This window comes from uncultured Pseudoflavonifractor sp. (genome assembly GCF_944387275.1).
Classification (GTDB): domain Bacteria; phylum Bacillota; class Clostridia; order Oscillospirales; family Oscillospiraceae; genus Pseudoflavonifractor; species Pseudoflavonifractor intestinihominis.
On record NZ_CALXEG010000033.1, the window covers coordinates 1 to 12,246 of the forward strand.

General features: G+C 63.8%; 13 protein-coding genes and 1 tRNA gene. 4 read left to right on the forward strand and 10 right to left on the reverse strand.

Features of this window, described 5'->3' with window-relative positions:
* Positions 1 to 265: 265 nt before the first annotated feature.
* The 8 genes from Q0K23_RS09085 to Q0K23_RS09120 all read right to left on the reverse strand — a co-directional run bounded on the left by Q0K23_RS09085 (position 266) and on the right by Q0K23_RS09120 (position 7,548).
* A complete protein-coding gene (locus tag Q0K23_RS09085; protein WP_294521051.1) occupies positions 266 to 1,183 on the reverse strand; it encodes a sensor histidine kinase KdpD in 918 nt (305 codons plus the stop codon).
* 119 nt (positions 1,184 to 1,302) lie between these two features.
* Positions 1,303 to 2,052 carry a hypothetical protein gene (locus tag Q0K23_RS09090; protein ID WP_294521054.1) on the reverse strand — a complete coding sequence of 250 codons (750 nt, stop codon included), beginning with the start codon at positions 2,050 to 2,052 and terminating at the stop codon, positions 1,303 to 1,305.
* An 18-nt stretch (positions 2,053 to 2,070) separates the two neighbouring features.
* On the reverse strand, positions 2,071 to 2,823 hold the full coding sequence (locus Q0K23_RS09095) for an ABC transporter permease (protein WP_294521057.1): 753 nt from the start codon (positions 2,821 to 2,823) through the stop codon (positions 2,071 to 2,073).
* Entirely contained in the window at positions 2,816 to 3,739 is a 924-nt protein-coding gene (locus Q0K23_RS09100) for an ABC transporter ATP-binding protein (protein WP_294521060.1), read from the reverse strand. The genes Q0K23_RS09095 and Q0K23_RS09100 overlap by 8 nt, the downstream gene beginning before the upstream one ends.
* A gap of 165 nt (positions 3,740 to 3,904) precedes the next feature.
* The gene (locus Q0K23_RS09105; protein WP_294521063.1) at positions 3,905 to 4,609 is read right to left on the reverse strand and encodes a response regulator transcription factor; all 705 of its coding nucleotides are present in this window, start codon (positions 4,607 to 4,609) and stop codon (positions 3,905 to 3,907) included.
* Between the two features lie 28 nt (positions 4,610 to 4,637).
* Positions 4,638 to 6,404 carry an NFACT family protein gene (locus Q0K23_RS09110; protein WP_294521066.1) on the reverse strand — a complete coding sequence of 589 codons (1,767 nt, stop codon included), beginning with the start codon at positions 6,402 to 6,404 and terminating at the stop codon, positions 4,638 to 4,640.
* Positions 6,405 to 6,408: 4 nt separating this feature from the next.
* Positions 6,409 to 6,807 carry a Mini-ribonuclease 3 gene (locus Q0K23_RS09115; RefSeq protein ID WP_294521069.1) on the reverse strand — a complete coding sequence of 133 codons (399 nt, stop codon included), beginning with the start codon at positions 6,805 to 6,807 and terminating at the stop codon, positions 6,409 to 6,411.
* A gap of 156 nt (positions 6,808 to 6,963) precedes the next feature.
* The gene (locus tag Q0K23_RS09120; protein WP_294521072.1) at positions 6,964 to 7,548 is read right to left on the reverse strand and encodes a hypothetical protein; all 585 of its coding nucleotides are present in this window, start codon (positions 7,546 to 7,548) and stop codon (positions 6,964 to 6,966) included.
* A 184-nt stretch (positions 7,549 to 7,732) separates the two neighbouring features.
* Here Q0K23_RS09120 and Q0K23_RS09125 point away from each other — a divergent pair, with 184 nt between their 5' ends.
* The 3 genes from Q0K23_RS09125 to Q0K23_RS09135 all read left to right on the forward strand — a co-directional run bounded on the left by Q0K23_RS09125 (position 7,733) and on the right by Q0K23_RS09135 (position 10,518).
* Positions 7,733 to 8,395 carry a hypothetical protein gene (locus Q0K23_RS09125; protein ID WP_294521075.1) on the forward strand — a complete coding sequence of 221 codons (663 nt, stop codon included), beginning with the start codon at positions 7,733 to 7,735 and terminating at the stop codon, positions 8,393 to 8,395.
* Between the two features lie 240 nt (positions 8,396 to 8,635).
* Positions 8,636 to 9,964: an HD-GYP domain-containing protein gene (locus Q0K23_RS09130; RefSeq protein ID WP_294521079.1), complete on the forward strand. Its 1,329-nt coding sequence runs from the start codon at positions 8,636 to 8,638 to the stop codon at positions 9,962 to 9,964.
* Positions 9,958 to 10,518, forward strand: coding sequence for a DUF5317 domain-containing protein (locus Q0K23_RS09135; RefSeq protein ID WP_294521081.1), 561 nt, complete (start codon positions 9,958 to 9,960; stop codon positions 10,516 to 10,518). Before Q0K23_RS09130 ends, Q0K23_RS09135 begins: the two co-directional genes overlap by 7 nt.
* Before the next feature lie 88 nt (positions 10,519 to 10,606).
* Here the strand turns inward: Q0K23_RS09135 and Q0K23_RS09140 are convergent, their stop codons facing one another.
* A complete protein-coding gene (locus Q0K23_RS09140) occupies positions 10,607 to 11,047 on the reverse strand; it encodes a GNAT family N-acetyltransferase (protein WP_294521082.1) in 441 nt (146 codons plus the stop codon).
* 222 nt (positions 11,048 to 11,269) lie between these two features.
* Positions 11,270 to 11,361, reverse strand: a tRNA-Ser gene (locus Q0K23_RS09145).
* Between the two features lie 243 nt (positions 11,362 to 11,604).
* On the opposite strand from Q0K23_RS09145, the gene Q0K23_RS09150 reads away from it, so the two are divergent.
* Positions 11,605 to 12,186, forward strand: coding sequence for a hydrolase (locus tag Q0K23_RS09150; RefSeq protein ID WP_294521083.1), 582 nt, complete (start codon positions 11,605 to 11,607; stop codon positions 12,184 to 12,186).
* The last annotated feature ends 60 nt before the right edge of the window (positions 12,187 to 12,246 follow it).

Consider the following 12,246-nt stretch of genomic DNA (forward strand, 5'->3'; position numbering starts at 1 on the left):
ACGGGCAATCTTGGGCGCATCCACTTCCAGCAGCGTCACGCTGGGATTCAGCACTTCCTTGCGTACAATCTTTGCCATTCTGTTCTCCACCTTTCAAGGAGTCAGCATACCAAACTTTTTGTTAGGCTAACCCGTTTACCGCAAGGATAACATGTTCATTTTCGGATGTCAATATACTTTACCACTGTAAAGCAGCCTCGCCCCGCGACAGGAAGCGCTATAAAAATACACCCGCCGGATCATGATCCGGCGGGTGCTGCGGGGCTCAGCGGTCCCCGGCGGTCTTCCAGAAAACCCGGATGACGAACTCCGGCCCCTCCAGAGAGGCCTGCGTCCGGCAGCCCATCTGCTCCGCCAGGGCCTTCACAATGGCCAGGCCCAGGCCCGCGTTGTGGCTGGTGCGGTTCTTGTCCGAGGTGAAGGACCGGTCGAACACATGGGGCACGTCCTCCTCCGTCAGGCCCCCCGCCCCGTTGGAGAAGGCGCTGACCACGGTATCCCCCGCCCGGTACAGCCGGATGGACAGGGTGCCCACCCCGTGCTCCAGGGCGTTGCGGATCAGGTTGGTGAACACCCGGAGCACGGCGGCAGCATCTCCCCACACCAGAGGAAGCCCTTCCGCCAGGTCCACCGACACGTCCAGCCCGGAGGCCGTCAGGTCGTTGTAAAAGCCCGCCACCAGCTCGCTGAGGATGGCGTACAGGTCCACCCGCTCCCGGGCGATGGGGTACTCGCCCCCGTCCAGCCGGGACAGGTCGTAAAAGCTGCCGATGAGGCTCTGGAGGGCACGGGCACGGCCCTCGATGATGCTCAGGTACTCCTCCCGCTCGCCCGGGGTCAGGCCGTCCCCCTCCAGAAGCTGGAGGTAGCCGATGATGGAGGTGAGCGGCGTGCGCAGGTCGTGGGACACATTGGCGATCTGCTGCCGGAGCGCCTTCTCCCGGCGGCAGTAGTCCGCCTCCTCCGCCTGGCGCAGCTCCAGCAGGCCGTTGACGGCGGAGATGAGCTGCTCCGCCGAGGAGTTGGGGGCCGCCATGAGGATACGGGCGCTGCTGCCCGTCTTCTCCCGCTCCCGCAGCTGCCCGGCGGCGGAGCGGAGGGCGCGCTCCACCGCGTAGACCCGGATGCCCAGACCCACGCACAGCGCCCCCAGTACGATGAGGGCCAGAATCAGCAGAGGCATCTTTTCCGCTCCCTTCTCCCTGGTAAATCAGCCCCGTACAACGGGGCAAAGCCGCCGGGGGCCCGCTGCCACGGGCGCCTCCCGGCGGTCTTGTCTCTCCCCAACCGGCGGGGAGACTGTCATCGCACTTCCGTCCGGCGGAACACCCACAGGCCCACGGCTGTGCTGCCCAGCAGCCAGCCCAGGCCGATGGCCCAGTTCCCGGCCATCATCCGCCAGGTCAGGTCGCCCTGGTACTGCCAGAAGGGGGCCGTCAGCAGCACCGACCGCACCAGCCGGGCGGGGGCGGCAATGGCCTCCGAGTTGATCATGGTCAGGATGGCGGTCATGGGCTCTCCCAGCAGGAGCAGGTAGGCCGCCAGACAGGCCGCCAGTACCTCGTTCTTCAGGGCCAGGAACAGGGCGTGGGTCACCCCCAGCGCCCCTACCCACAAAGGGAAGGAGGCCGCCGCCACATAGCCCAGAATGGCCAGGGACACCTGGGTCTCCTCCGGGGTGCCATGGTCCGTGAACAGCCAGGACAGGCCCAGAAAGCCCCCCAGCACCAGGGCGCACAGCATAACCGCCAGGAGAAAGGCCGCAATCAGCTTGCCCAGGTAGATCCGGCTCCGGGGGATGCCGAACTCCACCTCGTTTTTCAGGTTGCCCGTCCGGTGCACGCCGGACACCACCACTACATCCATAATGGCGGCCATGAAGAGCCCTATCGGCATGGTGGTCGACAGCAGCCCCACCATATTGGGGAAGGTGAACGGCCCCACCCACATGGAGGCGAAGGTGAGGGCAAGGGCCAGCAGAATGCCGGACACCAGGTAGACCGCCATATGGTGGGCGGCCCGGTACAGCTCCGCCTTGATATAGTTGAGCACAGGGCCGCCCCCTTTTTGTCAGTTGATCTCCCGCTTCCGGAAGAGAATGAGCCCCACCAGGGTGGTGACCACAAACCACCCGGCGCCGATGGCCCAGCTCCGGCCCAGCAGGCCCATGTCCCAGGGCGCATAGGGCGCCATCTCCAGGGACGTGGTCAGCATGCACACATACACATACTCAAACACCGGACTCACCAGGGTAATCAGCAGCTTCACAATCTGGGGCAGCGCCGCGATCACACCGACCACGATGAACGAGGCCACCGTGGTGCTCCTGAACAGGAAATAGAGCATGAGCACCAGGGCCTGGGTCCCCAGCCACAGGGGCAGGGCGTTCAGAACACAGTAGCCGATGAGGCTTATGGTATCGGCCGTCCCCGTACCGTGGGGCAGCACCACCCAGCACATGCCCACGTAGGCGCACAGGATAATGGCGCACAGCACCAGGGCGGTGATACAGGACACGATCAGCTTGCCCAGGTAGATGCGGGCTCTGGGCAGGCCGTAGGACACCTCGTTTTTCAGGGTGTTGAACTTGTACTGGTCGGAGTAGACCATGTCGCCGGTGAGGACCGTACAGTACAGACCCACCCCCATCATAAGGGCCAGGACACCGGCGCCGGAGGAGAAGTCCACATCGTTGCCGTTGGCGTTGGTAAAGGCCCAGCCCGCCACCAGCAGGGCCTCCAGGAGGAGGATCACCAGCAGGAAGCCGTAGGTATACTTGCGGTGGAGCACCTTATAGAACTCAGCGCGCATGTACTTAACCATGGCGGACACCCCCGATCAGGGACAGGAAGTAGTCCTCCAGGTTGGCGCCCTTCTGCTCGATGGAGCGCAGGGCCACGCCGCTCTCCACCAGCAGCTGGGTCACCCGGGCGGGCTCGTCCAGGTGGCAGTACAGGCGGATGACGTTGTCGGGCAGGACCTCGTAGTCCCGGGCGCCCAGGCCCTGCTCCAGGGCGCGGGCCGCCGCCGGGGCGCTGTCCACCGCCAGCTCCAGACAGGCCCGGCACTTCTCCTTCAGGGCCTTGGCGGAGATCTGCTCCAGCATACGGCCGTTGTCAATGAAGCCGTAGTGGGTGGCCAGGTTCTCCAGCTCGGAGAGGATGTGGCTGGAGATGAGGATGGTGGTCTCCCGCTCCCGGTTCAGATCCAGCAGCAGGTTGCGCAGCTCCACGATGCCCTCCGGGTCCAGGCCGTTGATGGGCTCGTCCAGCAGCAGGAGGTCGGGCCGGTCCATCAGGGCCAGGGCCAGCCCCAGCCGCTGCTTCATGCCCAGGGAAAAGGTCTTGAACTTCTTCCCGCCCGCCTTCTTCAGGTCCACCAGCCTGAGCACCTCGTCCACACAGTTCTTGCCGGGGATGCCACGCTGGATGCGGTAGTACTCCAGGTTCTCCTTGGCGGTGAGGTAGGGGTAGAAGCTGGGGTTCTCCACCATGGCGCCGGTGCGGGCGCGCATTTTGCCCAGCTCACCCGGCTCGGTGGCCCCGAAGAGGGCGATCTCTCCCTCGGTGGGCACGGTCTGGGCCGTGATCATGCGGATGATGGTGGTCTTGCCCGCGCCGTTGCGGCCCACCAGGCCGTAGATCTGCCCCTTCTCGATGTTCAGATTTACATTGTTCACCACGGTGGCCGGACCGTATTTCTTGGTCAGGTTCCGGGTGACCAGAACGCTCTCTGCCATTGCGGCATCAACCTCTCTTTCGCGGAGGGGCGGAGCGCCGTCCCTCCTGGATTGTGATGCCAGTATAACGGCAAGTCAACAATTCGCCTTTAAGCAAAAGTGAAGAAAGGATAAAGTAGGCCCCTGGGCTTTGGCTGTCGCTCCGGTCCATGGTCGGCCGGGGACCTACGCCTGCGCTTCTTCGTTCATCTTGAAGCCGATGCCCCACACCGTCTTGATATACTCAGTGGGCGAGGCCTTGGCCAGCTTGGCGCGGAGGTTGGAGATATGGACGTTGACGGTGTTGTCGTCCCCGAAGTACTCCCCGCCCCACACCTGCTCGTAGAGCTGCTCCCGGGTGAACACCTTCTTGGGGTAGGACATCAGCAGGGCCAGGATCTCGAACTCCCGGGCGGTGACCGCCACGTCCTTCCCCGCCGCCGTGACCGTGATGCTGTCCTTGTCCAGGGTCAGGTCCCCCCAGGTGAGCACGTTCTTTCCCCCGCCCGCAGGAGAGGAGAACTGCCGGTACCGCCGCAGCTGGGCCTCCACCCGGGCCAGCACCTCGGCATTGTCAAAGGGCTTGGGGATGAAGTCGTCCGCCCCCAGCTTGAGCACGTTCACCCGGCTCTCCAGCCCCGCCTTGGCCGACAGGACAATGATGGGCATGGTCCTGCTCTTGCGCAGCTCGGCGATGAACTCCTCGCCGGTGAGCCCGGGCAGCATCAGGTCCAGCAGGATCAGATCGTAGTCGTACTGCCCGGCCCAGAGCATGGCCTCGCTGCCCGAAAAGGCGGGACGGCAGCAGTACCCGCCTCCCTCCAGAATCTTGCAGAGGAGACGGTTGATATCCTGGTCGTCCTCCACCACGAGAATGTTGTAGCGCTCCATGGCTGTTCCCCTTTCGCGGCGTTCTGTTTTACTTTACTCTCAGCTTCTCTGCCAGCGTCTCGTCCGGGTCCACGTAGGCGGTCTGGTAGGTGGTGTACACCACCATGCCCGGCCGGGCCCCGGCGGGCTTCTTCACGTACTTCACCGGCGTGTAGTCCACGGGCACCTTCTTGCCGTCCCGGCCCTGGGAGAACCAGGCCGCCAGCATGGCCGCCTCGGTCAGGCTCTGGGCGTCCACCGGCCCGCCCTCGGCCCAGAGAATGACATGGGAGCCATGGATTTTCTGGGTGTGGAGCCAGATGTCGCTCTTATAGGCCATCTTGGTGGTAAGCTGATCGTTCTGGGCGTTGTTCTTGCCCACGGAGATCCGCAGTCCTGTGGAGGAGCGGAACTCCATGGGCCTGCCCGACACCCGCTTCTCCCGCTTGGCGGCCTTGTTCTGCCGGCGGAGGTACCCGGTGTCAGTCAGCTCCTGGCGGATCTCCTGGAGGTCCCGCTCGCCCTCGGCCAGGGTGATGTTCTCCAGCACGCTGTTGAGGTACTCCAGCTCCCCCTCGCCCCGGGCGATCTGCTCGGTGAGCACCCGCTCGGCGGTCTTGGCCTTGTTGTACTCCTTATAATACTTAGCCGCGTTCTGCTGAGGCGTCAGCAGCGGGTCCAGGGGGATCTCAGCCTCCCGGCACTCCGGGTCGTAGAAATTCACCGCCCGCAGCATTCCCATGCCCTTCTCCATGGTGTGGAGGTTGGAGGTGATGATGTCCCCCCACTCCCGCAGCCGCTCCCGGTCCCGGGTGGCCTCCAGCTCACGGCGCTGGTTGTTCAGCTTGCGGGCGGTGCGGTCCCGGGCGTTGGTCACCGACTTCACCAGGTCCTGGCCCTTCTGCTTCACTCGCTCGGCGCTCTCCCGGTCGGCGTAGAACTTGTCCAGCATCTGGCCAAAAGACTCCATCCGCCGCAGCTCCACGGTCATGCCGTACTGGAGGATGGGCAGGAAAGAGAAGTCGGTGGGCTTGCCCTCCTTGAGGATCATATAAGGTGTAAAATCTTTATCCTTTACAGCGTTTACAAAGGCGTTCATCCGCTCCAGCAGGCGTTTCTTCCCCTTCTCCTCTAGCTGGCAGAAGCGGACGGAGGAGTCCCCGGCGGCCTGGAAGGCCAGCTCCCGGCAGATCAGCGGGGAGAGGCCGTTGAAGGTGTCCAGCAGCCACTTGTCCACCGCCCCCTCTTCGGGCGCGGCGGCAATCAGCCCCTCCAGCTCCCCCTCTTCCAGGGTCAGCGGATTGCGCTTGTCCTGGGGCACGGGCGGATGGTAGAACAGACCGGGCAGCAGCTGCCGCTTGCCCGCGGCCAGGTCCCCCTCCACCCGGCGGACGCAGTCGGTGATGCGCCCCTCGCTGTCCAGCAGGATCAGGTTGGCCGAACGGCCCATCAGCTCCAGCACCAGGCGGCGCTCCACCCGGTCCCCCAGCTCGTCCAGGCACTCCAGCTTGAACTCCACCAGCCGCTCCACCGGGGGCTGGGTGATGTCCAGAATCCGGGCGCCGGTCAGATGCTTGCGCAGGAGCATGCAGAACATGGGGGGCGTGTCCGGGTTTTCCCGGGTAATCCGGGTCAGCTGCACCCGGGGGTGGTTGGGGCTGGCGGACAGGAGCAGCTTCACGTTCTCCCGGCTCCCCCGCACTGCCATCACGATCTCATCCCGGACAGGCTGATAAATCTTGTCGATCTTGCCGCCCAGCACGGCGGTCTTCAGCTCCTCCGCCACGGCGGAGAGGCAAATCGCGTCCAAGGGCATGGGCTTACTCCTCCATCATGATCTCAAAGAGCTGGTTGATCCGCTCGGTCCGGCCCTGGAGATAGAGCCAGCCAAACAGGGCCTCCAGAGCGGTGGCGGTCTGGTAGTCCGCCCGGCTGGCCGCCTTGGGCACCGAGTGGGGGCTGGTGTTGCGCCCACGGCGGAACACGTCCCCCTCCTCCTCAGTGAGCAGGGGGATGATCTTCTCCGCCGCCGCCGCCTGGGCGGGGGCGGCCACATAGTGCACTGTGGCCTTGTGGAGGCCCTTGTTGGTGGCCTTGCCGTGGAGGCACAGCCAGGAGCGCACCATCAGCTCAAACACGCCGTCCCCCAGATGGGCCAGGCCCAGGGTGCTGATGGCCCGGATATCGTCGGGCGCGGCGTTCAGGTGAAAATAATCCATGGTATCCTACCTCTGTCTCTTGTGTCTGCGCCGGTAAGCGGGCGCCAGCCGGCGGTTGGTTCAACAGGCATTATTATACAGCACTGGGGCCCGGGTTACAACCGCCCGGGCCGTTACAGGCCAGTTTACCACACAATCGCCGCCGGAACAAGGAGATCACCGCCCCTTTTTCTCCCCTCCGGGCTTCTCCGGCAGCCGGGGACAGCCCTTGCCGGTGAAGTGGAACACCGCGTAGCCCCGGCCCTCCACCCGCTCGGCCGACGCAAAGCAGAACAGGGGCGTCATTGGAAACGGGCCCCCCGGCTCCCAGGGCAGGGCCAGCACAAAGCCCTCCCCCTCCCGCCGGGTCAGCCCCCCCTTCAGGGGTGCGGCGCACTCCCTCAGCAGCCGCTCCCCCATGAGCCGGGCGGGATGGTCCTCCCTGGTCCACCCCTGAGGCGGCCGCTCCCCGCCCCCCCTCTCCCGGCCAAAGGCATAGGCCAGCCGGACCTCCGCCCCGGCGGGCGGCCATAGTCCCCGGCGGCGCAGCTGGTCCACAGGGATGGTCCGGCGCAGACAGAGCGCGCCGTTTTCGGGAATCAACGTCCCCAGCAGCAGGCTGTCCCCCTTTCCCAGCAGATGCAGCTTGTAGAGTCCCGCGCCGTCATCCGCCGCCCGGGCGGAGATGACCGCCTGAAGCCCCTCCTCCCGTATACGCACCATGCCATCCGGCTTTTTCAGCCCAATCCGTATCTCCTCCACCCGCGCCGCCCCCTCTCCTCTTGCATTGTATGCAGGAGATTGGTCTATTTTACCAGCGCCATTTTCCCCGAAAATCCGGCAAGTCCCTTGCGTCTTTTTGTCGAACTCTGTATATAAGTGCGATGTTTCGGCCACATTGAAATATCTATTTTTTGCCTTTTAAATTATCTCCTGGGAGGCCCACATGGCACAGACTGTCCTTTCTTCTGACACCGCCCCGTGGAAGGAGCTGACGGAACAGCTCCCCGGCGTACTCAGCGTGGAATTTGTCACTGACGGCGCCGCGGTCCGGGAGGTCCACGTCCTCTCCGACCAGTCCCGCTCCCCCAAGCAGATCGTGCGGGACATCCAGTCCGCCCTGCTGGCCCGGTTCCGGCTGGAGCTGGACCACCGGATCATCAGCGTGGCCCAGATCCCCTGCCGCCCCGCCGTGGTACAGCGGCGGCTGATCTGCGACAGGCTGGAGCTCTCCTCCGGGCGCAGCGGCGTGGATGTGACCGTCTCCCTGCGGATCGGCGATGTGTGCCACTGGGGCACCGCCCACTCAGACCTCTCCTCCGCCAGCCAGAGCCGGGCCATCGCCCAGGCCACCACCGACGCCATCAACCAGTTCCTCACCGCTGGGTGCCGGTTCTGTCTGGATGAACTGCGTCAGGTCCCCATCGGCAGCCAGATCGCCGCCCTGGTGGGGCTGCGGCTGGAGCAGGCCGGAAAGACCGAGGCCCTACTGGGCGCCTGCTACCTGGGCGAGGACCCCAACTTCTCCGTGGCCCTGGCCACCCTGGACGGCGTCAACCGCCGCATCCTCACCCTGGCCTTTGCCCGCGAGGAGGGCGCCCCAAGTTAAACTCTTTGTTAGCGAAGCGGATATGGCCTGTCTCTAGCGAATGACAGAGTACCACTGTCAAGGAGGCTGTATTCGATGAATAAGGCGAAGCTGCTCGTTGCGCTCACTTCCCTTGTTTCCCTGGTCCTGGCCGGCGGCGCGTTCTTCACCCTCCGCTGACCCGTACCACCCCGGGGCGCCGGCCGGACGCCGGCCCCCGGGGACTCCATTTTCCAATTTTCGCCGTAGGGAGGATCGCTTATGCGTCCTGTTTCAAAGGCCTATCTGGCCTGTGTGGGCTGCCTGGGCACCGCCGCTCTCGTCTGGTCCGGCTGGTCCTTTTTTGTCCGGCAGTCCTCCCAGTGGAATTCGGATACCCTCTGGACCCTGCTGCTCCTGCTGTTCCTCAGCTGGATCTGCTGCTGCCTGCCGCTGTACATCCGGGACGACTGCACGGTGGACCTGTCCTTTATCAGCATCCTCGCCTCCACCCTGCTGCTGGGCCCCGAGGCCGCCGTGCTGGTCAGCGCCATCTCCTTCCCCTTCGTGGTGGTCTCCACCCCGGACGGAAAACACCACCAGCACCTCTTCAACACCTCGCCCCTCAAGACCTTCTTCAATATCGGCGACCACGCCCTGTCCTACTGGGTGGGCGGACTGTTCTACTACCTGGCCGGCGGTGTGCCGGGGGACATCTCTCTCCCCGGCGTGCTGCTGCCCGCCCTGCTCTTCATCCTGGCCGCCATGGTCTTCAACGCCGTGGTCATACTCCTCTTCTACATGCTGGAGCACCACGCCCCCTTCTACCCCACCATCTTTCAGATGTTTCTGGGGCTGCTGCCCAGCGTGGCCTGCTCCTCCTCCATCGGGTACTTTCTCTCCATGCTGCTGATGATGCGGGCCGGCGGCTGGCTGGCCCTGCTGTTCATGCTTCCCCTGCTGCTGGCCCGCTACTCCTTCAAGCTCTGCCTCTCCTTCCAGCGGCAGCAGCACAGCATGGTGGAGGCACTCACCGCCGCGCTGGAGGCCAAGGACACCTACACCAAGGGCCACTCCAGCCGGGTCAGCGCCTACGCCTGCCGCATCGCCCAGGAGATGAAGCTGCCCGCCAAGCGGATCGAGCGGCTGCGCACCGGCGCCCTGTTCCACGACCTGGGCAAGATCGGCATCCCCGACTCCATCCTGCAAAAGCCCGGCCCCCTCACCCCTGAAGAGCGTACGGTGATCCAGACCCACCCCCTGCGGGGCGTGGGCATCCTGGAGAACATGGACGCCTATAAGGACATTCTGATCTTTGTCCGCAGCCACCACGAGCGCTACGACGGCGGCGGCTACCCCGACGGCACCGCCGGGGACGCCCTCCCCCTGGAGGTCTACATTCTGGGCGCCGCCGACTCCTATGACGCCATCACCAGCGCCCGGCCCTACTGCACCGCCCGTACCCCCCGGGACGCGGGATGCATCCTCCGGGCCGAGGCGGGAAAGCAGTTCCACCCCGCGGTGGCCCTGGTCACCGCCGCCCTGGCCGAGTCGGGAGAGCTCACCCGCTGCATCCAGGCCCTGGAGCAGACGGGAGGCGGCCCATGCTGATCCTGGCCGTGCTGCTCGCCCTGGCGCTGGGCTGGTGCACCGGCGGGCGGCTGATTCGCTATGTGGAGACCCCCCTCTACCTGCTGCCCCTGCCCATCCTGGCCCTGCTGATGCAGCGGGCCCTGGGCCTGCTCCCGGCGGAGCACTACCTTCCCTGGGCCGCAGTGCTCCTTCTGATGTCCTACGCTATGATCTTCCTCTTCCTGTGGCGCAACCGCAGGTTCAAACGCACCGCCGCCCTGGCGGGGCTGGGCAGCCTGTGCAATCTGGCGGTCATCGCCGCCAACGGCTGGCGGATGCCCGTATCCGCCGCCGCGGCCGGGCTGCTCTCCCCTGACGGCCTGGCCCAGCTCGCCGCCGGAGCCGTGCCCATGTACGCCCTGGAGGACAGCGGCAACTGGCTCCGCTTCCTGGGCGACGTGATCTACTGCCCCGTCCCCCTGATCGGCGGCTTCGCCAGTATTGGGGACGTCCTGCTGGCCGCCGGCGTGTTCTTTCTCCTGCTGGCCATCATGAAACCGATAAAACTGCCCCGCTGGATGGTCCTGGGCTGACCGTCCGCGGGGTTTTCTCCCTTCTTGGATGATACAAACAAAACCCGCAGCCGTTACAGCTGCGGGTTTTCTGGCGTAAGACATAGCTTTACAGCAGAATCTGAAATTCTACCGAGCCATGATTCATAACCCCAGTCGGGTGAAAGCCTAACTTTTCATAAATATTCCAGGCGATCCTATTTTCTTCGGCGCAGTCCAGATTGAGCGCGTGATATTTTCCGCTTGCCCTGGCCTGCTCGATCACAAGCCGCACTGCCTGTGTACCATAGCCTCTTCCTTCATACTCCACGGAGATCATAATTCTCCACAGAATCAGGTTGCCCGCTTCCCTGTCCTCCTCCAGCAAAAGGAATCCCACCGGGATGTCATCCTCATAAATCGCAAAGGGGAATACATCGCCGTCGTTCCGGTAAAGCCACGCCTGGGCCAGCGAGACGCTGTTGGAGGCGACAAACTTCTCCCCCTCCGGGTGCTTCATATGAATGACCGCATCAAAATTTTCTTCTGTTATCTCTTCAAAATGAATCATAACATCCTCCTAAACCGCTTGCTCTGCTTCCTATGTTCAGACGGCATCTTTTCCCCGGGCCACTGCCTTGCTCAGGTCTAAAGCACAACCATTCGTGCCATGACTGTGACGTATATTCACAAACACATGCTGATTTTTATTACGGCATATTTTAATCCAGAAGGCTTATGCCAGATAAGAACCGCAGTATCGATGAAGTTCATCAATACTGCGGTTCTTATCTGGCGGAGTAGGAGGGATTCGAACCCTCGGGCCGCTTTTGACGGCCACACGATTTCCAGTCGTGCTCGTTATGACCACTTCGATACTACTCCATCTCGGTGCTCATTCAGTCTTTCGTTTTCTGTTGACCGAAGCAACGTTGATTATTATAACCACTTGAGTTCAATTTGTCAATAGGTATTTTTTATTTTTTTCGAGTGTTTTCACGCGCCCCTTTCTGCCGCCCTTTTTCTCCGCTTTCCCACTCTGTCCCGCCCTTGACCGGGCCGCCGGACTGCGCTAAAATGAGCCTGCTATCCCATTCCCTTATTCTGCCGAAAAGGAGCGCTGCCGCTATGGAACTCAACCGCCAGCAGGCACTAGACCTGCTTAAAACCTACAACAAGGAGCCCTTTCACCTCCGCCACGCCCTGACCGTGGAGGCCGTCATGGGCTGGTTCGCCCAGGAGCTGGGCTACGGCGATCAGGCCGACTTCTGGGCCACCGTGGGCCTGCTCCACGACCTGGACTTTGAGCAGTGGCCCGACCAGCACTGCGTCAAGGTGCGGGAGCTGATGGAGGCCCAGGGCCTGGACAGCGCCCTCATCCACGCCGTGGTCAGCCACGGCTGGGGCATGACCGGCGCCGACGTCCAGCCCGAGCACCAGATGGAAAAAGTCCTCTTCGCCGTGGACGAGCTCACCGGCCTCATCGGCGCCGCCGCCCTCATGCGCCCCTCCAAGAGCGTACAGGACATGGAGCTGTCCAGCCTGCGGAAGAAGTTCAAGGACAAGAAGTTCGCCGCCGGCTGCTCCCGGGACACCATCTCCCAGGGCGCCCAGCTGCTGGGCTGGGAGCTCAACGACCTGCTGGACCGCACCCTTCAGGCCATGAAGGCCTGCGAGGGGGACATCGAGCGGGAAGCCGCCGCCCTCTGAGCCGCCGTCCATCCGCAGGAGGCGTCCCTTTTCCCGGGACGCCTCCTGTTTTTTTCTCCT